17 protein-coding genes and 1 pseudogene are annotated in these 20,521 nt (G+C 63.0%); 6 read left to right on the top strand and 12 right to left on the bottom strand.

Going from position 1 to position 20,521, the window contains the following annotated elements:
- Both OUZ52_RS17425 and OUZ52_RS17420 read right to left on the bottom strand, forming a co-directional pair.
- A pseudogene (locus tag OUZ52_RS17425) lies at nucleotides 1–932 on the bottom strand (hypothetical protein); the annotation flags it as partial.
- Between the two features lie 94 nt (nucleotides 933–1,026).
- Entirely contained in the window at nucleotides 1,027–1,896 is an 870-nt protein-coding gene (locus tag OUZ52_RS17420) for a hypothetical protein (RefSeq protein WP_266159808.1), read from the bottom strand.
- 438 nt (nucleotides 1,897–2,334) lie between these two features.
- Between OUZ52_RS17420 and OUZ52_RS17415 the strand changes: the two genes are divergently transcribed.
- Nucleotides 2,335–4,269, top strand: a complete 1,935-nt coding sequence (locus OUZ52_RS17415) for an elongation factor G (protein ID WP_266159807.1) — start codon at nucleotides 2,335–2,337, stop codon at nucleotides 4,267–4,269.
- 302 nt (nucleotides 4,270–4,571) lie between these two features.
- Complete coding sequence (locus OUZ52_RS17410; protein ID WP_266159806.1) at nucleotides 4,572–5,078, top strand: GreA/GreB family elongation factor; 507 nt, start codon at nucleotides 4,572–4,574, stop codon at nucleotides 5,076–5,078.
- A 61-nt stretch (nucleotides 5,079–5,139) separates the two neighbouring features.
- Here OUZ52_RS17410 and OUZ52_RS17405 read toward each other — a convergent pair whose 3' ends face one another.
- From OUZ52_RS17405 to OUZ52_RS17370, 8 genes are read right to left on the bottom strand one after another with little or no spacing between them, the layout of a single operon-like run.
- Nucleotides 5,140–6,447, bottom strand: a complete 1,308-nt coding sequence (locus OUZ52_RS17405) for a DUF58 domain-containing protein (RefSeq protein WP_266159809.1) — start codon at nucleotides 6,445–6,447, stop codon at nucleotides 5,140–5,142.
- Nucleotides 6,447–7,460, bottom strand: a complete 1,014-nt coding sequence (locus OUZ52_RS17400) for an AAA family ATPase (RefSeq protein WP_266159805.1) — start codon at nucleotides 7,458–7,460, stop codon at nucleotides 6,447–6,449. The genes OUZ52_RS17405 and OUZ52_RS17400 overlap by 1 nt, the downstream gene beginning before the upstream one ends.
- Nucleotides 7,457–8,608 carry a DUF4350 domain-containing protein gene (locus OUZ52_RS17395; protein WP_266159804.1) on the bottom strand — a complete coding sequence of 384 codons (1,152 nt, stop codon included), beginning with the start codon at nucleotides 8,606–8,608 and terminating at the stop codon, nucleotides 7,457–7,459. The genes OUZ52_RS17400 and OUZ52_RS17395 overlap by 4 nt, the downstream gene beginning before the upstream one ends.
- Nucleotides 8,605–10,203 (bottom strand): DUF4129 domain-containing protein, encoded by a 1,599-nt coding sequence (locus OUZ52_RS17390; RefSeq protein WP_266159803.1) that lies wholly within the window; start codon nucleotides 10,201–10,203, stop codon nucleotides 8,605–8,607. Before OUZ52_RS17390 ends, OUZ52_RS17395 begins: the two co-directional genes overlap by 4 nt.
- Nucleotides 10,193–11,206: a stage II sporulation protein M gene (locus OUZ52_RS17385; protein ID WP_266159802.1), complete on the bottom strand. Its 1,014-nt coding sequence runs from the start codon at nucleotides 11,204–11,206 to the stop codon at nucleotides 10,193–10,195. Before OUZ52_RS17385 ends, OUZ52_RS17390 begins: the two co-directional genes overlap by 11 nt.
- Nucleotides 11,203–11,883: an RDD family protein gene (locus OUZ52_RS17380; protein ID WP_266159801.1), complete on the bottom strand. Its 681-nt coding sequence runs from the start codon at nucleotides 11,881–11,883 to the stop codon at nucleotides 11,203–11,205. Before OUZ52_RS17380 ends, OUZ52_RS17385 begins: the two co-directional genes overlap by 4 nt.
- 15 nt (nucleotides 11,884–11,898) lie before the next feature.
- On the bottom strand, nucleotides 11,899–12,597 hold the full coding sequence (locus OUZ52_RS17375; RefSeq protein ID WP_266159800.1) for an RDD family protein: 699 nt from the start codon (nucleotides 12,595–12,597) through the stop codon (nucleotides 11,899–11,901).
- Nucleotides 12,528–13,004 (bottom strand): SET domain-containing protein, encoded by a 477-nt coding sequence (locus OUZ52_RS17370; RefSeq protein WP_266159799.1) that lies wholly within the window; start codon nucleotides 13,002–13,004, stop codon nucleotides 12,528–12,530. Before OUZ52_RS17370 ends, OUZ52_RS17375 begins: the two co-directional genes overlap by 70 nt.
- A gap of 310 nt (nucleotides 13,005–13,314) precedes the next feature.
- Here OUZ52_RS17370 and OUZ52_RS17365 point away from each other — a divergent pair, with 310 nt between their 5' ends.
- The 4 genes from OUZ52_RS17365 to OUZ52_RS17350 all read left to right on the top strand — a co-directional run bounded on the left by OUZ52_RS17365 (nucleotide 13,315) and on the right by OUZ52_RS17350 (nucleotide 18,415).
- Nucleotides 13,315–13,797 (top strand): hypothetical protein, encoded by a 483-nt coding sequence (locus OUZ52_RS17365; RefSeq protein WP_266159798.1) that lies wholly within the window; start codon nucleotides 13,315–13,317, stop codon nucleotides 13,795–13,797.
- An 88-nt stretch (nucleotides 13,798–13,885) separates the two neighbouring features.
- Nucleotides 13,886–15,661 carry an acyl-CoA dehydrogenase C-terminal domain-containing protein gene (locus OUZ52_RS17360; protein WP_266159797.1) on the top strand — a complete coding sequence of 592 codons (1,776 nt, stop codon included), beginning with the start codon at nucleotides 13,886–13,888 and terminating at the stop codon, nucleotides 15,659–15,661.
- Nucleotides 15,662–15,816: 155 nt separating this feature from the next.
- A complete protein-coding gene (locus tag OUZ52_RS17355; RefSeq protein WP_266159796.1) occupies nucleotides 15,817–17,802 on the top strand; it encodes a CocE/NonD family hydrolase in 1,986 nt (661 codons plus the stop codon).
- A 154-nt stretch (nucleotides 17,803–17,956) separates the two neighbouring features.
- Nucleotides 17,957–18,415 (top strand): GNAT family N-acetyltransferase, encoded by a 459-nt coding sequence (locus tag OUZ52_RS17350; RefSeq protein ID WP_266159795.1) that lies wholly within the window; start codon nucleotides 17,957–17,959, stop codon nucleotides 18,413–18,415.
- 102 nt (nucleotides 18,416–18,517) lie between these two features.
- On the opposite strand, the gene OUZ52_RS17345 is transcribed toward OUZ52_RS17350, so the two are convergent.
- Nucleotides 18,518–18,862, bottom strand: a complete 345-nt coding sequence (locus OUZ52_RS17345; protein ID WP_266159794.1) for a DUF1161 domain-containing protein — start codon at nucleotides 18,860–18,862, stop codon at nucleotides 18,518–18,520.
- Between the two features lie 136 nt (nucleotides 18,863–18,998).
- Nucleotides 18,999–20,521: efflux RND transporter permease subunit (locus tag OUZ52_RS17340; RefSeq protein ID WP_266159793.1), on the bottom strand; the 1,523-nt coding region annotated here is incomplete at its 5' end.

The raw sequence follows: 20,521 nt of genomic DNA, 5'->3' as shown, positions 1-20,521 counted from the left end.
TTGGGCTGCTCATGCGGCACCAGCGGCGCGGGCGTATTCGTCGCCGCTTGTAGATTGACCGTCGGCGCCGGTTGCGCCGGTAGCGGAATCGCCTGCATATCGGGCGCCGGCGGCGCGGCAGGCGCTTCCGGTCGAGCCAGCTGCGCCACGCTGGGCGGGCTGAGCTTGGGCACGGCGTGTTCCATCGCGACCGTCGGCGTATTCACCGTCGGCGCCGATTGGGCCGGTAGTTCGGGCATCGCCAACGACGCCGGCGGTGGCACCGGCTGATGGCCCTCCGCCTGCAGTTTGCGCACCGGCTCAGGCTGGAACTTGGGCGGCACGGGAATCGCTGTCGGTGGCGTTTCCAGGGCAACTTGCGGCGGCTCGGCAGCCACCGGCACCGGTTGCAATTGGGGGGCGGGTGCGGTTTTCGGCAAGCTCACCGGCGGCAAGGGCGCAGCCACCGCCTCGGGCTTGGGCGTGCTGGCCGGCGCCGTCGCGGCAACCACCGGAGTTTCCAGCGCAGGCACCGGCAGTGGCTTCTGCGTGGCGTCGGTACGGGTGGCGGCGTTGCTGGGCTGCCTGGTCACCGTCTGCGCCGTGGCGCTGCCGCGATGCACCGGGCCGACCTCTTTCGGCGGCGTGCCGCGCACCGGCGGCGGCGGTGGCGGCTCGGGCTCGGCCTTGTCGATCAAACGTACTTTGAGCGCGCTGGCACTGCTCGCCTCGGGTGGCTCGACCAAGTCGTAGGCCGGCCCCAGCACGGCCCCAAACAGAAACAGCAAATGCACCAGCAAGGCGCCCGCCATGGCCAGCGTGCGCAGCCAATGCTCACGTGGCCGCGTTTGCCGACGGCGCCGATAGACAGCCGCACTGGTCGCTGCCTCGCGTGGCGAAGGCAGCGATACCAGGGCAACGGGAGGAGCTGGATCCGTAGGCGGTAACGACATGCGCGAAGTGTAGCGGGCGATGCCGCCATGTAGCGCGGACTTTGCTTACAAGGCCAGCGCCGCCCTCAGCACGGCACCTGGTAAGCAAAGCCGCTCACAGGCCCTTGGCCGCACGGTTCTTGATATCGGCATCCGCCGAGCGCGTCGGGGTGTCGGCCGGGCAGTCCTGCGGCAGCGGCTTGCCGTCACGATAAATCGCAATGCATTCTTCATCGCTGAGTTGTTTGGGCGGGGTGGCATCCCGTATCAGCGCATTGGCCGGGGCCATATTGAGGCGCGCATCGCGACTCTTTGGCGAAGGCACCGGCGGCGGATCCTGGCAACCGGCCAGCAAGGTGCATTTAAGGTGCACGCCATGCGGAAGCGTCACATCAACGGGCTTGGTCAAGGTCTCCACCACATGCCGCCCGGCAGCATTGCCTAGCGACTCGTTCGGCGGTGGAAAATACTTGTCGAAACGGGTGGAGCTGTACTTTACCGGCCGGCTATGCTGCATCACCTGCGTATCGGCATCGGTCTGCGGCTTGTGCGCCACATAGGCTGGCGCGGCACTCGCCGCCGTGGCCGGCAGCAACACCTGGCCGCCTTTGTCGTACAGCGTCGCCGTCGTTGGCGGTGGCGGGCTGGGAAGACTCAGCGTCATCGCATCCTTTGCGGCCGGCTCGCGCACCGGCGGCGGCGCCACGACACGCGAAGCCTTCAAAGGCGGCGCTGATGCTACCGGTGGCGGTGGCGGTGGCGGTGGCGCCAGCTCGGGCACCGCCTGCGCTTGCTGCGGCGGAATCAAGCGCACCTGCAAGGCATTATCCACCCGCAGATGCACCACCTGCGTCGATGGCGGTAGTTGCAGCTCGTGCCAGGTAATCCAGACAAATAACCCATGCAGCAGCAAGGCAAGCCCGAGGCCCAGCCATAAACGACGCCGATCACGCGGTGGTTTACGCCAGCGCAGTTGATGCAGCATGGCCCGGGTCGGGCCATCCAGCGGAGCCAGGCCGCGCCCACGTTCATCAAGCGGCGATTGCCAGCGATGATGCTCGACTTGTTCAGTGCGTTCGATGACTGATTCTCTATCAGCGCTAGCGGGGAAGCAGCGATATGCCAAGGTCGCCCCGGTGGCATGTGCATGGCTGCCGGATACAGACCGAGGCAGGCGACCATGGTTCCATGCGCAAGGGGGCATTATTCCCCGCCAACCCTGCACTGCAGCTTGACCACGCCAGACAATGGCTCAAGTCTATGCAAACGGCATCCATCGCCGTACCCGCCATGACCGCCCCCGCGTCCCTAACGCCCGGACGACCATGACGGCCCGCCATCGTTAGCCGCCAATGCGGCGCGTGCGGTGCCGCTCATGCCGGCCCTACCGCACGTGCCGCCTTCAGCACGGGAGGGTCGCATCGTGTCGTACACCACGGAAAGCATCCGCAACATCATCCTCGCCGGTCACGCCAGCACCGGCAAAACCACCTTGTTTGAAGCGCTGCTGCATGCCGGCGGCACGATTCAGACGCAAGGCTCGGTAGAGCGCGGCACCACCCAATCCGATACCGACAGCCAGGAAAAAGCCCGCGGTCACTCCATCGACAGCTGCATTGCCGCGATCGACCATGGCGGCTGTCATATCAACCTGATCGACAGCGCCGGCTATGCGGATTTCCGCGGTGCCAGCCTGGCCGCGTTTGCCGCCGTGGAAACCGTGGCCATCGTGGTCAATGCCGTCAACGGCATCGAGCACGGCACCCGCCGCATGATGGAGCACGCCAAGCAACGCGGCCTGGCGCGTGTACTGATCATCAACAAAATCGATTTCGAGGGCGCCAAATTGAGCGCGCTGGTCGATGCGCTGCGCGATGAGTTCGGCAGCGAATGCCTGCCGGTGAATTTGCCATCGCACGGTGGCAGGCAGGTACTGGACTGTTTTTTCCATCGCGACGGCAACACCGATTTCTCGTCGCTGGCCGAAGCGCATCAGCGCATCCTCGATCAAGTGGTGGAAATCAACGAAACCGTGATGGGCTCGTATCTCGATGCCGGCGAAGAAGCACTGAGCCCGCAACAGCTTCACGATGCCTTCGAGCAATGCCTGCGTGAGGGGCATCTGGTGCCGATCTGTTTCGTCAGCGCGCGCACCGGTGCCGGCATCGCCGAATTGCTCGACCTCACCGAACGCCTGCTACCGAACCCGGCGGAAGGCAACCCGCCACCTTTTCTCAACGACGGCAATCAACCGGTCGCGGTCAGCCCCGATGGGGCCAAGCATGTGATCGCCGATGTCTTCAAGATCGTCAACGACCCCTTTGTCGGCAAGCTCGGCGTATTCCGCGTCTGGCAGGGCACGATTCGCCGCGACACGCAGCTGTTTATCGACGACGGCCGCAAGCCCTTCAAGGTCGGTCATCTCTTTCGCCTACGCGGCAAAACGCACGAGGAGATCGACATGGCGATACCCGGCGATATCGCCGCCGTCGCCAAGATCGAAGAAATCCACTTTGACGCCGTGTTGCACGACTCACACGACGAAGACCGTATACACGTCGCCCCGTTGCGATTCCCACAACCGATGTATGGACTGGCCCTGGTGCCCAAACACAAAGGCCAGGAACAAAAACTGTCGCATGCGCTGAGCCGCATGAAAGACCGTTATGCCGTCGAGGTCATCACCCACCCGCCGCGCATCGCCTATCGCGAAACCATTGCCGGCCATGCCGAAGGCCATCATCGGCACAAAAAGCAAACCGGTGGCGCCGGTCAATTCGGCGAAGTGTTCTTGCGCGTCGAACCGTTGGAGCGCGGCGCTGGCTTCGAGTTTGTCGACGCCGTCAAAGGCGGCGTGATTCCCGGCCAATACCTGCCGGCGATCGAAAAAGGCGTACGTCAGGCGATGGAAGGCGGCGCTATCGCCGGTTATCCGCTGCAAGACTTGCGTGTGGTGGTCTACGACGGCAAATACCACCCGGTCGACTCCAAGGAAATCGCCTTTATCAGCGCCGGTAAAAAGGCCTTTCTCGACGCCATCGGCAAGGCCCACCCGATCGTGCTGGAACCCATCGTCGATGTGGAGGTATCGATCCCCGAGGCCAACGTCGGCGATGTCACCGGCGGCCTGGCCGGCAAACGCGCCCGCATCATGGGCACCGACGCCTTGCGCGGCGGCGAACTGGTGATCAAGGCCCAAGCCCCGCTCGCCGAACTCACCGACTATCCCACCGAACTCAAGGCCATGACCGGCGGCCGCGGCCGCTACAGCCTCGACCTCAGCCACTACGAACCCGTACCGCCACCGGTGCAGAAACAGCTAAGCGAGGCGTGGAAACCCCACGCCGAGGAAGACTGACGGGGAACGGGGAACGGGGAACGGGGAACGGGGAACGGGGAACGGGGAACGGGGAACGGGGAACGGGGAACGGGGAACGGGGAACGGGGAACGGGGAAAAGCCTAAAAAGCAGATGCGGAAAAGCAAGAGCTAAAACAAACAAAAATCAAAAAGATCGAAAAGAACGCAGCAGCGCAATCACCACTCGGACGTCACGCTCCCTGTTCCCCATCCCCCGTTCCCCGCTTCTAACTCCGTTCCCCGCGCCCCCCACCCTATCGATCGAACCACATGGAGAGATAGCAGCAAACAGGAGAACGCCATGAGCCGGGCTTTTGTGAAAGAGCAGGATGACGCCAGCCATGAGGCTTTGGCTGAGATTCCGCTGAGCGAACATCCCAACTACATCACTGTCCAGGGGCTGGCGCGCTTGCGCCAACGGCTGCGCGATACGCAGACGCGGCACGATGCGTCGAAGGCCTCCGGCGATGCCTTGTCGCAGCAGAACGAACTGGCCACCCTGGCGCGTGAACTGCGCTGGCTGGGTGCGCGGGTGGCCAGCGCCATCGAAATCGACCTGGAGCGACAACCGCATGATCGCGTGGCCTTCGGCGCGCGGGTCACCGTGGACAGCGATGAGGGTGAACAGCAGTACCGTATCGTCGGTGAAGACGAAGCCGATGCCGAGCACGGCGAAGTCAGCTATGTGTCGCCGCTGGCGCGCGCGTTGATCGGTGCGCAGGTCGGTGATTCGGTGATCTGGAAGCGCCCGGCGGGCGATTTATCGATTGCAGTGGTCGCGATCGACTATACCGAGCGTGCGGATTAGCCTGGCGCCGCGACCTGCCGCTTGCGTATCTCCGGCTGAACTGCGCCAACTGCCGCCCGGCTTAAAGCCAACCGGCCCGCTTCACGCTGAGATAGCGCTCCACCAGCACACCGGACAATTCACTGCAGCTCACATCCAGCGTGGAAATACCCTCACGCCGCAAAGCGTCGTGCATCGCCTCGCGTTCGGCCAGATAGTGCATGGCGGCAGCGCCGCGAATGGTCGACTCCATGCTGTCTTCCACGTCGCTGGCGGCATGATCGAGGGCAAGCTCGCGCAGACTGACCACTAATACCAGGTGGCGCCGCGACAACATCGCCACCGCCGTGCGCAGCTCTTGATCGTCTTCATCGCGCACGTTGGTGATCAGCACCACGAACGCGCGGCGATGCTGGCGCGATTGCAAAGCACTCGCCGCGCTCAGGTAATCGGTTGCCACCGGCAAGGCCTGCAAGTCGTAGCCGGCACCGAGCAACATATCCATGCCGCCGCTGCCCTGCTGCGGCGGCAACCAGCGCAGGTCTTCGCCCGCGCAGGCCAGCATGCCCACCGCATCGCCCTGGCGCAGGGCGATATAGGCCAGCGCCAGCGATGCGTTCAACACGTGATCGAAGTGCGCAAGACGGTCGTCTTGCGCCAGCCTGCGGCGGCCGCAATCCAGCAGCAGGATCACTTGCTGGTTACGCTCATCCCGATATTCGCGGGAGATCAGCCGGCCGACCCGGGCGGTGGCTTTCCAGTCGATCTTGCGCAGACTGTCACCCAGCCGGTAATCGCGCAGCTCGTGAAACTCGGTGCCCTCGCCACGCCGCCGCTGCAAGCGCGCACCCAGGCTGCGCGAAGCCACCTCGACGCTAAGCCCGGCCATTTCGGCCAGCGGTGCAAAATTGGGATACACCCGGATCGTGCTTGCCTCGCCCACCACTCGGCGTTGGTTCCATAAGCGCCAGGGCGAGCGTAAACGCAACTGGCAACCGGTAAAGACAAACTGTCCACGGGCGCTGGGCGTCACCGTGTAATCGAGCAGCAATTCGCGGCCGGGGGTGAGCGAAAGCTGACGCGGCATGCCATGCACGGCCCATTCCGCCGGATGCAGGTCATGCACCAGCACATGCTGGACACGCTTGGTCGCGGCAAGCACATGCAGGTGCACGGTAAGTTCGGGACCCAGCGGAATAACCGGCGGCGTATCGCGCCGGCAGACCGGGCTGGGCTCGCCCTGCAAGCGCCAGCCATCGACCAGCGCCAGCAGCGCGATCAAGGCCGCCACGGCCAGCCAGGCCAGCAGCGGCAGCCATTGCAGGCTGACCAGCACACCAACGCCGGTCCAGCCAAGCAACAGCCATAACAAGGCAGGGGCCGGGCGCATCATTGACGTGGCGCAGCCACCTTGTGCAACAGCGCGCCGAGCACATCGTCGGGACGCTGCCGCTCGATCAAGGCCTCCGGCGCCAGCAACAAACGATGACGCAACGCCGGTAACGCGACCGCGCGCACGTCGTCGGGAGTGACGAAATCACGCTCATCCAGCACCGCATGCGCACGCGCCAGGCGTACCAGCGCAAGGCCACCGCGCGGACCGGCACCACCGATGACACCCGGCCATTCGCGGGTGGCGCGCGCACTGCGCACGGCGTAATCGATCACCGCCGGGTCGACCCGCAAGGTCGCCACCGCTTGCTGCAGGGCCAACAGCTCTTGCTGCTCCAATACCGGCTCGACCCGCGACACATCGAGGTCGGCCGCGACACGTCCGCTCAGCACTTGCTCGACCATGCGCTGTTCGTCTTCGTGCGTGGGATAGCCGATCTCCACCTTGATCAGGAATCGATCCAGTTGCGCCTCGGGCAACGGATAGGTGCCCTCCTGCTCGATCGAGTTTTGCGTCGCCACCACCATGAAAGGCGTCGGCAATGGAAAGCGTCGGCCCTCGATCGTCACTTGGCCTTCCTGCATCGATTCCAGCAGGGCGGCCTGGGTCTTGGCCGGAGCGCGATTGATTTCGTCGGCCAGCAGCATATTGGCGAAGACCGGGCCGCGGCGTATCTGAAAGCGCTCGGTTTTCGGATCGTAAATCGCGTGACCGGTGACGTCGCTCGGCATCAGATCCGGGGTGAACTGGACGCGGCCAAAAGTGCAACTGATCGACGCGGCCAGCGCGCGCACCAACAGCGTCTTGCCCAAGCCGGGCACGCCTTCGATCAAGACATGGCCACCAGCCAACAAGGCCAGCAACACTTGATCGAGCACGCTGCGCTGACCGATAAAGGCGCGCGATACCTGTTCGCGCAAGGTCACCGTGCGCGCGGCCAATTCGCCTAACGGCAAGCTGGCAACGGGCAGTTCGGGCGGGCTCGCCGGGTTACTGGATTCAAGGGTCATAGCAGATTCCTGAGTCGCACCAGGGTGACAATACTTTCGCGGAACGCCAACGCGTTCGCGGGTGGTTGAAAGGCCCGCGCCAGCTGCGCGAAGTCGAGCCGATAACGTTCGGCCAGCCGTTGATAAAGCGCATCGCCCTCCAGCATGGCGCATAAAGGATCGCGACGGCGCGCACGCACCAGCAACGCGCGACACACATACTCGTGCAGGCTAAAGCCGTTATCGCGGCGAAAGAGAAACTCACCCACCGCCTGCACATGCTCAAGCAGCGCCCGGCGTTGCAATAACGGCGCCGGCTGCAGCGGGCCAAGCCGCTCGCTGCGCATGGCCATCCAGCCGATCAGCAACAAACTCAAGGCCAGCAAGGCAGGCCAGCCTCGCGTCAACAGCAGCGTCCAGAAACGCGGTCCGTCGAGTGCATAGACCAGATATACATGCCCGTCGTCGATATGTGGTGCCAGCAAACGCCAGGCGAAACGCTGCTGCGCGGGATGTTTCAAGGCGTCGCCTTCGAGCGGCAACATACTGCTCAAGACGCTGATCTGGCCGGAAGCCAGCTCCGTGCGCATGAACAAATAGCCGTCTTTCTCGTTGCCGATCCATGCATCCGCTTGTTTGACCAAGGCGCTGTGCAGGCGAAAACGCTCGCCGCACCATTCAAAACTGCGTTCGTCCTGATTCGCCGATGCCTTGCCGGTTACCGCAGCCGTGTCGGCAAACGCATCGACCCGAACACAGCCTTTGTGGGTGGCTTTTGCATCGAGCACCCGGAGTGCTTCGAGCAGCGGGGTATGGCTTAGCGCATCCAGCGAATCGACCGCCAACACCAGGTGACCGCCTTGGCGCACCCAGGCGGCGATGCGTGCGGCGGTTTCGTCGTCGACGCGGCTGGCGCTGGCGCCGAACACCAAGGTATCGTCGGGCTGCAACGGCAAACGACCGGGCGCCAACGTCGCCAGCGAGGTTACCGGCACATCGAGTTTGGCCAGCGTGCGCTCCAGCGCAAAAAAGCGGTTGTAACGTGCCTCACCCCGGGCGGGGGTGCTGACTTCGGCCTCTTTGCGCTCGAACATCGTCAAGAAGCTGCCTACTGCCAGACCCGCTACGGCGAGCAGAATCAGCAGCATGGAAAGCGTGCCCCGGTTCATACCTGCACCGCCTTTGGCTCGATGGCTTGCGCCGGCCAGCCGGTCAGCAACGCATCGATATCGCTATCGCTGGGAAAACGATTGGCGTAAGCCGCGTGTTGCCAGGTACGCACGATCGCCACCACGCGCTGGCTACGCTGGGTATCGTCCAGGGTGCGGGCACGACGCAGGCAATCGGCCTCGGTGGCATCGAGCGGCAACGATATATTCAATGCGGTCGCAAGCCGATCCATGCTGCCGCGATAAAGCAAGGCCAAAGCCTCGCGGCGCTGCCCGGATTGCCACATCGACCGCGTCGCCGCCGCCAAGTCATCCGGCAAGGCCTGCGTCAGCACCACCTCATGCACCTGGGCAAGCACCGGAGATACCGACGCCCCCGGTTTGAAAGGATGCTTGCGCACATATTTCAGCGCGAACACCAGCAACGCACCCACCGCCACCGCCAACAGCGCCCACAGCAACACATTCAAACCGCTGGCAAACAAATTGCCGAACATGAACCTGCCCGGCGGACTTATCGTCTCTTGCGGTTTGGGTGGATGGCGCAGCACCCAGGTTTTTTCTGTGCGGCTACCGCCAAAACGGGGGTCGTTATAAGCCTGCGCCGCCGCCTCGGCAAACTTCGCATCGCCCTTGGCGACGGCAGGCTCGGCAGGCTCGCCGGAAGGCCCATGAGAAGCGCTGCTGTCCGAAGTCGTGCCGGCAGCCGGCGACGAGGGATCGAACACGCGCTCGACCCGAATATGCTCGGTCTTGTCGGCCGCGTCCGCCGCAGCCACATGGCTGTGACAGAGTAAGCCGCCGCACACCAGCAGCCACAGCAGGGTACGGCCGACGCTTTGCAGGCGCTGGCGAATGCGCCGAAAGGCCAGATCGATATCCCAGGCTTCAAGCTGGGTGCGCCGGGTCAGATACAAGGTAAAACTGGCCGCCACGTAGAGCGGCTCCATCGCACTTATCGCCAGATAGACGGCGCTGGAAATCAACAGGGTTACCGTGGTCGGCACGGTGCGGATGGCCTCGTGCGCATAGGCGCCCCAGGAATCGGGCCAGAACTCGCCCGGCACGAACAGGACACCAAACAGGAACAAGCTGACAAACAGCACGATTTCCAGTTGCAGGCAGCCGAAGATCAGCATATTGGCTTGTCCGCTGATGGTTCGACACAACACGCGCCAACGCGCGCTGCGCTGTGCCGGGGGCAGGCCTTCCAGCAACTCCAGCGGCAGGCGTAGTCCGCGATGCGTATCGAGGCGCCGCCAGGTCAGCGAGGCCAAGGTGCCGCGCCAGCGCCATTGCCATTGCCCACGCAGCGTTTCGCGCCAGTTCGGCACGTGATCGAACACCGCATGCGACAGCACATACAGCGGCACCCGGTCGAACATCGGCTTGAACCACCAGATCAACAACACCCCTAGCCAGGGCAGGTTCAATAACAAGCCCAGCGCGACGCACAGCACCGCCACCGGCAGCGTAAATACCAGCCACGCCGACCACACCGGCCAGGCATGGGCACGCAGAATCACCGCACCGAGATCCACCGCTTCGCGCGGCGTGCGGGGGCGCAAGGCAACGCTGATCCGCTCAAGCTCCATCGTTGCGCCCCAGCTCGTCCCACGGTGGTTCGAGCTGGCGTGGCTCGGCGCCGCCACGGCAAAGCCAGGTCAGCACAAACAACCACAGCAGCCCGCCACTACCGAATTTCACCAGATCGGGCAGGCCGGCAATCGACGACCAGAACGCCTCGATAAACGCCGCCACCAACAACATCGCAAAAGCACCCAGCGCAAGCTGCGCCCCGATCCAGCCGGCCGCCACCATGGCCGGCCCGCGCCGCTGCCGCCCGGGCGCCAGCAAGGTCAGCCCCAGACGCAAGCCGGCACCGCCGGCAATCACGATGGCGGTCAACTCAAACGACGAGTGCCCCACCACGAAACGCCAGAATGGATGGCCAAAACCCATCCCCGTGAGATGGCCGGCCAGGCTGCCGATGATGATGCCATTCATGGTCATCACGTAAATCGCCCCGACGCCCAGCAGCAAACCCGAAGCAAACGTACGGAAGGCAATGCTGATGTTATTCATCACGTAATGGCCGAACATCGCCAAATCGGTACCGCTGCTGCGGCCGATGGATGGGTTGGCGGGGTCGTACATCTTTTCGAATTCGGCCAGCTGGGTGCTGCCGAATACCGAATGCGCCAGCTCCGGCTTCCATTGCACCAGCACCAGACATAACAACAGCGGCACATAAAGCAGCACCGCGGCCAAGCCGACACAGCGCCACTGCGCGCGAACCAGGCGCGGAAAATCGGCCACCAGAAACATCGCCACCCGATGCCAGCGTGGCGCAGGCGGGCGATACAGCAAGCGGTGCCCTTGCTGCACGATGTTCTGCAAACGGTCGGTGATTTCGCGACTGTAGCCGCGCGCCCGCGCCAACGCGAGGTGGTGGCACAGGCGCCGATAGGCCGCCGGAAACTCCAGTGCCTGCGGGCTGCGCATGGCCTCGCGGTTGCGCAGCTCGACACGGTCGAGCCAGGCCTGCAGCGTGTCCCATTCCTTTCCGTACAGGGCCATGAAATGTTCTTGTTTCATGGCCGTCCAATCAGCCAGTTCGCGTAGGCCACCAGTTGCCTGGTCCCCGCCTCGCCGGTTTGGCCGGTCAAGGGATCGAGCAGATTGGACAGCTCTTGCTGCCGTTGCGGGGTGAGCTGTGCGCAACGCTCGGCAAAGTCGACGATGACCGCCTGCTCATCTGTCGCCAGATCGAGCGGCGGCCTATGCGCGGCCAGCACCGGCACCTGGCTGCCCGAGGGCAGCTCCGACGTATGGATGACCATAGTGCCGGCAATGATGTCGCCCAACCGTCGCGCATAGGGGTCGATCAGCGTACTCACCAGGCCCACGCCATAAACCCCCGGCAGCATGTCGACCGCACGCAGCAGATTGCGTACCACCGAAGGCATCCAGGTGATCGGTGTGCCGTCGGCATTGACCACACGCAAACCCATCGCCCGCTTGCCCAGGGTTTGGCCGTGAAAATAAACCTCGCAGACCACCGGGTAAAACCAGGTCAGCACAAACATCACCAAGGCACCGATGCCCATGCCACCGGCGCCGAGAAACGCCAGGGGAATCATCGAGCCCCAGAACACCGCCGCGCGTATCGCCAGGTCGATGCTCCAGGCCTGCGCACGCGGCAACGCGCCAGCGGCGCGCAGGCGCAGGAAAACCCCCTCCGGGGTTTCGAACTGCCTTACCGTATCGAGCATCAGTGATTGCCGATATCAGGCATTGATGACGACGGTGTCGGCGAACACATCATGCAAACAGCGGCGTTCCGCGCCAAAAATCATCAAAGAGTCGGCCAGTCGAACGAGACCGCCGAGCATCGGAATACCGCTTAATAAGCTGATCGGCAGGATCCGCAGCAAGATGATCCGGCCCAGCCCGATCCGGCTACCGTCGGAACGAATCACCTTGATGCCGACAATCAGCTTGCCGATGGTCTGGGCGTTCCTGTGCAGCAAGATGCAATTGGCCACGACGATGCCGATCAAGACCACGATGCCAATGATCAGAAACAGCACATTGGCCCCGCTGAGGCCGGCCCCGGCGTTTGACCTGGTGAAACCCAACGAGGACATGACGCTGATAATGATGCCTACGGCAAACATGACGCCGTCCAGCAGGGCGGCCCCCAGGCGCTGACCGCGACTGGCCTTGCGTGACTCGATATCCTGCGCTGAAAGCGCCCCTACATCCTCGACTACCGCGGTGGGGGCGGCATACGGATTCACGTCCATCGATTCCTGTCCCTTGAGTCCTTGCACCCGTCCCCTGCGGCGGGTGCTGGCGTGAGTATAAGAGTGATTTTTTACCCGTGCATACGCCTTTGGATATACGACCGTGGCGTTTAGGCGTCGCGGCCCTTCGCCTTGAGCAAGGTGCCGCAACATTTGGGCGAACCGCACAGGCAGGCCCACAGCTTCTTCAGGCGGGCGGTATGCGGCACGTCCAGGGTAATGCCGTAATCGTAGGTCAGCTCTTCGCCCGGTTTGATCTTGCGGATCGACTCGATGAGTACCCGGTCTTTACGCGGATTGCCGCTGGGGCTTTCCTCGATCACCGCACGGCAATTGGGCTCGCAACTGTGATTGATCCAGCGCGCGCTATTGCCTTTCTGATTGGCGTCGACGATGTACTCGTCGTTGAGCGTAAACAAAAAGGTATGCCCGGTTTCACCGCCGTCGCCGTACAAGTCATCGGCTTGGTCATTGGTGATCAAGGTGCCCTTGTACTGAATCACCTCCTCGCCTTTGGCGATGGCGCTAACGGCAAAAACACCATTGCCGTGAATGGGCGAACGGCGAGCAACGATACGTCGGGTCATGAGCTACATAGGTCAACGGAGAGAGCCGAGGATGATGCACGCTATGCATGACGATGGGAACCGTGGCGGGGAACGGGGAACGGGGAACGGGGAACGGGGAACGGGGAACGGGGAAGAGCGTCAAAAGCAGCAGCCCAAAAGCAAGCGCAGAAACAAACAAAAGCAAAATTAAAGATCACAGAGGAACCCGGTGCCGCCGTGTCACCCCAAGCCCCAGGTTCCCCGTCCCCTATCCCCCGTTCCCCGCTTCCAAACCCTATTCCCCATTCCCTCCTCCCTGCTATATTCAAACAATCGTTTGAGGTGATCCATGAAACGAGTACTCTGCTGCATCGCAATGGGCATCTTGGTGACCGGCCTGGTCGCCTGCGGGCCGCCCAAGAAAAGCGTGTTTCCCCCGGCTGTCAGCATCCAGGAGATGAGTGTGCGGCCCGATGGCCAATGGCGGCTTACCCTGCGCATTCAAAACAACAGCTATGCCGGCATGGGTTTTCACAGCATCGACGGCGAACTGAAGGTGGCCGATGGCATCCCGGTTCGCCTGCACAGCAGCTTCGATCTCGATATCCCGACCTTTGCCGGCGATGTCACCCAGATCGACGTATTGCCCACCGCCGACATGATCCAGGCGCTCAAGGCGGTCACCGCCAAGGGCAGCGCCGGCTCCCTGCCGTATAGCGTCAATGGCCGCAGCAATGCCCAGCCAGAGCAAGAGAAAGCATCCCGCGATTTCGATTTTCACGGTAGCGGCTGGCTCTCGCCGGTGCCGGGCATCCCCAACACTTATCGCTGATTGCCGCACTACTCCAGACTTTAATGACCCCAGACAACTACCCCAGGCTTTCGCCTCAGGCCGCACCATATTCCCAAGGAGTTATGTCATGACGCAGTACAAGGCCCCGCTCGACGATCTGCGCTTCGCTCTTTACGACGTGCTTGGTGCAGAACAAAAACTGACCGCGCTGCAGGGCGGCGATGGACATACGCGCGATCTGCTCGATGCGGTGCTGGAAGAAGCCGGCAAGCTCAGCGAACAAGTACTCGCCCCGACCAATGCCAGCGGCGACGAAGAAGGCTGCCATTTCGACAAGGCCACCCAGACGGTGACCACGCCAAAGGGCTTCAAGGAGGCTTTCCGCCAGTTCGCCGAGGGCGGCTGGGCCGGCCTGACCATGGCCGAGCATTTCGGCGGCCAGGCGCTGCCTAATGTGCTGGGCACGGCGACCACCGAATTGTTCCAGTCGGGCAACTTGTCCTGGAGCCTGTACCCGTTGCTCTCTGAGGGCGCATGCCACGCGCTGGAGCAGCACGGTGACGAATGGCAGCGCGAGCGCTTTCTGAAACCGATCGTCGAAGGCCGCTGGACCGGCACCATGTGCCTTACCGAGCCGCAGGCCGGCTCCGATCTCGGCCTGCTGAAAACCCGCGCCGAGCCCACCGCGAACAACACCTACAAGATCACCGGCACCAAGATCTTCATCAGCGCCGGCGATCACGACCTCACCGAAAACATCGTCCACCTGGTGCTGGCGCGACTGCCGGATGCGCCGGCCGGCAGCCGTGGCATCTCGATGTTCATCGTGTCCAAGTTCCATTTGAATGACGATGGCTCGCTGGCGGCGCGCAACGCAGTCGCCGCCGGTGCCATCGAACACAAGATGGGCCTGCGCGGCTCGGCCACCTGCGTGATGAATTTCGATGCCGCCGAGGGTTATCTGATCGGCCAGCCGCACAAGGGCTTGGCGGCCATGTTCACCATGATGAATGCCGCCCGCCTCGCGGTCGGCGTGCAGGGGTTGGCGCTGTCTGAGCGCGCCTTGCAGAACAGCCTCAACTACGCCCGCGAGCGCTTGCAGTCGCGCGCCCTGTCCGGCCCGGTCTTCCCTGACAAGCCCGCTGACAATCTGTTGGTGCAGCCGGATGTACGGCGCATGCTGCTGACCCAGCGCGCCATCGTGGAAGGTTCGCGCGCGCTGCTGCTGTACACCGCCTTGCAAACCGATATCGAAGCACGCGCCAGCGACGAGGCCGCCCGCAAGCAAGCCGGCGAACTGGTGGCGTTCCTGATTCCGATTGCCAAGGGCGTAGTCACCGAACTGGCGCAGGAAAGCACCAAGGAAGCGCTGCAGGTTTACGGCGGCCACGGCTACATCGCTGAAAACGGCGTGGAGCAGTTCGTGCGTGACGCCCGCATCATTACCTTGTACGAAGGCACCACCGGGATCCAGGCCGCCGACTTGCTCGGCCGCAAAATCCTCCAGCTGCAAGGCGTCGGCCTCAAGCTTTTCCTGAAAGACATCGGCGCGTTCTGCCAGCAACAGGCAGGCAACGCCGCCCTCGCCCATTTGATCGGGCCGCTCGCCGCCGCTACCCAACAATGGGGTGAGCTGACCCTGAAGCTGGCCCAGCGCATCCAGAGCAATCCGGAAGAACTCGGCGCCGCCGCCAACGACTATCTGTATTACTCCGGCTATATCGCGCTGGCCTATATGTGGGCACGCATCGCCGCCGCCGCGGAAAGCAGCAGCCAGCCGGAAGCGTTCAAGCAAGCCAAGCGCGATACCGCACGCTTTTACTTTGCGCGCATCCTGCCGCGTCATACGATGCACCTGGCCGGTGTCGAAGCAGGCCTGGCGAGTTTGCCGACGGTGGTTTGATTCGCCGCTGGCCGCCACGCTTTATCGCCACTGAAACAAACGCCCGGCTAAGCCGGGCGTTTGTTTTTTGGGGTTTGGCGCAGTGCCGCGTTGCGGCATTCGTTAGCACGGCCATCGCGATACGCTAGCCCGGCTTATCCACCCGGGGAGTTTTCATGAAGTCGAGTCGTGCCGTTATCGCCTGGCGCGGGCTGAAGCCCGCACTGCTGACTCTCATGCTCACGATGAGCCTGAGCACGCCGGCCACGGAAACACCGCAAGCGCAGTACCCGAACTTTCCCAGCGAAACGCCGGCCAAGTTCGAACCGGCAAGCGAAGGCTACGACTACGTCAAACGCGACGTGATGATTCCGATGCGCGATGGCGTCAAGCTGCACACCATCATCCTGCTGCCCAAGGGCGCCCAGCACGCCGGCATGCTGCTCACCCGCACGCCTTATGACGCCAAAGAGCTGACCACGCATACACCGAGCGGACACCTCGGCCCGATGTTGCAGGGCTACGACAACGCCACCGATGTCATCGTCGAAGACGGCTATATCCGCGTGGTACAGGACATCCGCGGCAAGTACGGTTCGGAGGGCGATTATGTGATGAACCGGCCGTTGCACGGCCCGCAAAACCCCACCCCGGTCGATGACGCCACCGACACTTACGACACCATCGACTGGCTGGTGAAGAACGTCCCCGAAAGCAATGGCAAGGTCGGCACGCTGGGTATTTCTTACGATGGTTTCGAGCCGTTGATGGCGTTGTTCAATCCGCATCCGGCGTTGAAAGTGTCGGTGCCGATGAACCCCATGGTCGACGGCTGGATGGGCGACGACTGGTTTCACTACGGCGCGTTTCGCCAGCAAAACCTGGCCTATATCTACGAGCAGGTCGCCAGCCGCGATAACAGCTTCAAATGGGGCACTAATTACCACGACGACTACGATTTGTTTTTGCAAGCCGGGTCGGCCGGGGCACTGGCCCAGCAATACGGCATGCAGCAGATCGGCTTCTGGAACAAGGTACTGGCACACCCGGCCTATGACACATTCTGGAGCGAGCAGGCGGTCGACAAACTGCTGGCTGCGCAGCCATTAAAGGTACCGGTGATGCTGGTGCACAGCTTGTGGGATCAAGAAGATATTTACGGCGACCTGGCGGTATACCGGGCGATCAAGCCGAAAGACCAGGGCGGCGACAAAGTAAAACTGGTGCTGGGCCCCTGGCATCACGGCCAGGAAATCGACGAGGGCAGCTCACTCGGCCAGATCCGCTTCGGCAGCGATACCTCGAAATACTTTCGCGAACACATGCTGCGACCGTTCCTGGCGCAATACCTAAAAGACGGTGCGCCAAAAGCAGAACTCGCTGCGGTCACCGCGTTTGAAACCGGCAGCAATCAATGGCGCCGCTTGAATCGCTGGCCGCAAGCCTGCGACACCGGCTGCGCCACGAAAAGCCGTGCGCTGTACCTGCAGCCCGGGCAAAAACTCGGCTTCACCGCACCCAGTACGGGCGAAGCCTATGCCGAATACGTTTCCGATCCGGCCAAACCAGTACCGTTCCGCGCCCGCCCGATCCAGCCGGTCGGCTACGACAACGGACTGACCTGGGCGCAATGGCTGGTGGACGACCAGCGCGAAGCCTCCGGTCGCACCGACGTGCTTAGCTACACCTCCGATGTATTGACCAGCCCGCTGACTATCAGCGGCGCCCCCGAGGTGCATCTGGTTGCCTCGACCAGCGGCAGCGACAGTGACTGGGTGGTGAAGCTGATCGATATCTATCCCGACCAAGTCGCCGAGCAGCCGGCGATGGGCGGCTATCAACTTGCCGTGGCGATGGATATTTTCCGCGGCCGCTATCGCGAAGGTTTCGCCACCCCGCAACCCATTGCCGCTGACCAGCCGCTGCTGTATCAGTTCGCCCTGCCCGCGGCCAATCATATGTTTCTGCCCGGCCACCGCATCATGGTGCAGGTGCAGTCCAGCTGGTTCCCGCTGTACGACCGCAACCCCCAAACCTTCGTGCCGAATATCTTCTGGGCTAAACCGGGCGACTATCGCAAGGCGACCCAGCGCATTTATCAGGCCCCCGGGCACGCCAGCTATATCGCTCTGCCGGTGGTCGCTGGGCGAGACGGCAGCTGATCGCTCAAACCGCTTGAACCACCGCACAGGTACCCCGTGTCACCGGGTGCCTGTGCGATATCACGGCGTCATGGTCATCTTTAGGTACTTCCATAGGGCGGCGCTGCGGGTGTAGAACCGGTATTACCGCTACCTACTGACGACTAGCAAGCGCATGAGCGACAGCATGGCCGAAGACGATGACGATTTCATCCTGGGCCTGGTCCCTCGCTTTGTAAATTTCACCCTGCCGCCATGGCGCAAGCGGCACGAATGCATAGAGGGTATTCGCAACGATTTGTCGCGCCATCTGGAAGACCAGCCGGTCAACAGTTTTCTGTTCGTGGCCGAAAGTGACGAAGGCAAGCCGGTGGGTTTCATCCATCTGCAAAAGACCCAGGATTACTTTACCGGCTACAACAATTGCCATATCTCGGATCTTGCCGTCACCCCGACCTACGAAGGTCAAGGCGTCGGCCGGGCATTGCTTGAGCACGCCGAAACCTGGGCGCGCGAGCATCGCTGCCAATTGGTCACCCTGGCGGTATTCCCCGGCAATGAGCGGGCGCGGGCGTTATACGAAGCCAGCGGCTATGGCGCGGATCTGTTGCGTCTGGCCAAGCCCGTGCGCTGAGCTGGTTGGCGACAAGCGCGGCCCAAATCAGCAGGCACCTTGCCAAGCCGATAACCCGGTACGGCGAAGCGCCCGCCCCCGAGCGGGAGCGGGCCGGATAACTCAGTGGCCGCTGGACGATGCCGCGGCCGGCTCTGCCGCCTTGGCGTCGTCGGCGTCTTTCTTCGCGTGACGCTTGTGCGCCGGCGGGGCAGCGGCCGCGCTCGAGCTATCGCCCGCGCCCGCCGCGCCACGGGCATAGACGATTTTTTTGTCGCCTTCGCACTGCCCGACCACCTTGCCCGCTGCATCAGCCTGATCGGCCGGCACGACGTTGAGGGTGTAGCCCGAGACACCGTTGGCCTTGATCTTGGCATCGATGCTGGCCGACACATCGGCGCAGGACGCATGCGCAGCCAGCGGCGACGCCAGCACCAATAAAACGGCCCATCCAAAACGCTTGTTCATCGATTTCTCCTCCAGGTTGAGTCACGACAATTAAAAGAAGATTCACACACAGCCATGTCGAACGAGGCCTTATCGTGTCACCGCCAACGTGACAGGGAAAGGCGCGGCTTGATCATGGGATGCGGCCGGCACCGTATCACGCCGGCTTGCGAACCCGCGTGAAGCGCAAATAACGCCCGGCCAATACCGGCATCACCAACAGGTTGAGCAAGGTCGAACTGGCCAGGCCGCCGAGAATCACGATCGCCATCGGGCCCTCCACCTCGCGTCCGGCTTCACCATTGCCCAAGGCCAGCGGCAACAAGCCAAGCGCGGTGACCAAGGCGGTCATCAGGATCGGCGTCAACCGCTCGCGCGCACCGCGCAACACGGTGAAGCGGCTCCAATGCACGCCCTCCTCCTCGACCAAGTGCTCGTAATGGGAAATCAGCATGATGGTGTTGCGCGCCGAAATACCGAACAAGGTGACGAAGCCGACCAGCGCACCAATCGACAACACGCCACCGGTGATCGCGGCAGCGATGACCCCGCCGACCATGGCAAAAGGCACGTTGGCGAGAATCAACGCCACGCTGCGGCGATCGGGAAAGGCCATCAGCAACAACGCAATAATGCCGACCGCCGCCAAACCACCATGCAAGAGCAGATCATGTTGAGCCTGCACGGCACCCTCGGCGGCGCCGCTGAACTCGACGTAATAGCCCGCGGGCAGCTTGACGCCCTTGGCCAGGGCCGCCTGCGCTTGCGCGACAAAGCCCACGATGTCCGTCGAGGTCGGGGTCACCCCCAATACGAGCCGGCGCCGACCACCTTCATGCAGCACGCTGGCCCGGCCGTCGACCAGATCGTTATCGGCCACCTCGGACAACGGCACGCTGCGACCAGCGGCATTGCGCAAGAGCAGCGCACCGACCGTCTCCGGATCTTGCTGGGTGGCGGCATCCACCGACACGCGCACAGAGATCGGCTGCACACCGTCGAACACCTGGCCGGCAACCACGCCTTGATGCGCCGCGGCGATGGTGTCCAGCACATCACTCATGCGCAACCCATAAGCGGCCATGCGATCTGCGTTGGGCGTGATGCGCATGGTCGGCACGGAAGGTTCGGTGGAAAGCCGCACGCTGCCGGAACCCGGCACTTGCTGCAGCACCGGCTTGATCTGGTCGGCAAGCCGGTCGAGCGTGTCCAGATCGCTGCCGTAAATGCTTACCGACACGGGCGCGGTTTCGCCCGACAAGGATTCGCCGATGCGATCGCCAAGAAAGGTGACGACTTCGGCACTGATGCCGGGATACGCCTCCAAGGTGTCTTTAAGCGCTTTTTCAATACGTATTTCTTCGCGCGCCGGCAGGCCGGGTTTCAACTCGACGTGAAACTCGCTGCGATTGGGCGGCCAGGTGTCTTGCACCATCTCCGCACGCCCCACCTGTTGCGACACGCTGGCGACCCCAGGAACCGCCAGCACATCGCTGCTGATGCGTTCGCCCAGGCGATCCATCTCGGCAATCGAGGTGCCCGACGGGCCAGTGACTTGCAGCACGAAATGGCCTTCGCGAAATTCCGGCAGCAACGACGCTCCAAAGAACGGCAGCGCGGCCACCGCCAGCACACCCAGCAACAGGGCGGCGATCAGCAACACCGTCGCATGCGGCAACA

Origin of the sequence: Dyella silvatica, assembly GCF_026283955.1 — a bacterium.
GTDB classification, from domain to species: Bacteria; Pseudomonadota; Gammaproteobacteria; order Xanthomonadales; family Rhodanobacteraceae; genus Dyella_C; species Dyella_C silvatica.
The sequence above is the reverse complement of the archived record's forward strand: the minus strand, read 5'-3'. Positions and strand labels throughout refer to the sequence as shown.

Bases quoted from the DNA above. Each gene is read 5' to 3' on its own strand.
- OUZ52_RS17420 (WP_266159808.1), bottom strand. From the start codon at position 1,896: ATGCTGCATCAACTGCGCTGGCGTAAACCACCGCGTGATCGGCGTCGT.
- OUZ52_RS17410 (WP_266159806.1), top strand. From the start codon at position 4,572: ATGAGCCGGGCTTTTGTGAAAGAGCAGGATGACGCCAGCCATGAGGCT.
- OUZ52_RS17405 (WP_266159809.1), bottom strand. From the start codon at position 6,447: ATGCGCCCGGCCCCTGCCTTGTTATGGCTGTTGCTTGGCTGGACCGGC.
- OUZ52_RS17400 (WP_266159805.1), bottom strand. From the start codon at position 7,460: ATGACCCTTGAATCCAGTAACCCGGCGAGCCCGCCCGAACTGCCCGTT.
- OUZ52_RS17395 (WP_266159804.1), bottom strand. From the start codon at position 8,608: ATGAACCGGGGCACGCTTTCCATGCTGCTGATTCTGCTCGCCGTAGCG.
- OUZ52_RS17390 (WP_266159803.1), bottom strand. From the start codon at position 10,203: ATGGAGCTTGAGCGGATCAGCGTTGCCTTGCGCCCCCGCACGCCGCGC.
- OUZ52_RS17385 (WP_266159802.1), bottom strand. From the start codon at position 11,206: ATGAAACAAGAACATTTCATGGCCCTGTACGGAAAGGAATGGGACACG.
- OUZ52_RS17380 (WP_266159801.1), bottom strand. From the start codon at position 11,883: ATGCTCGATACGGTAAGGCAGTTCGAAACCCCGGAGGGGGTTTTCCTG.
- OUZ52_RS17370 (WP_266159799.1), bottom strand. From the start codon at position 13,004: ATGACCCGACGTATCGTTGCTCGCCGTTCGCCCATTCACGGCAATGGT.
- OUZ52_RS17365 (WP_266159798.1), top strand. From the start codon at position 13,315: ATGAAACGAGTACTCTGCTGCATCGCAATGGGCATCTTGGTGACCGGC.
- OUZ52_RS17360 (WP_266159797.1), top strand. From the start codon at position 13,886: ATGACGCAGTACAAGGCCCCGCTCGACGATCTGCGCTTCGCTCTTTAC.
- OUZ52_RS17355 (WP_266159796.1), top strand. From the start codon at position 15,817: ATGAAGTCGAGTCGTGCCGTTATCGCCTGGCGCGGGCTGAAGCCCGCA.
- OUZ52_RS17350 (WP_266159795.1), top strand. From the start codon at position 17,957: ATGAGCGACAGCATGGCCGAAGACGATGACGATTTCATCCTGGGCCTG.
- OUZ52_RS17345 (WP_266159794.1), bottom strand. From the start codon at position 18,862: ATGAACAAGCGTTTTGGATGGGCCGTTTTATTGGTGCTGGCGTCGCCG.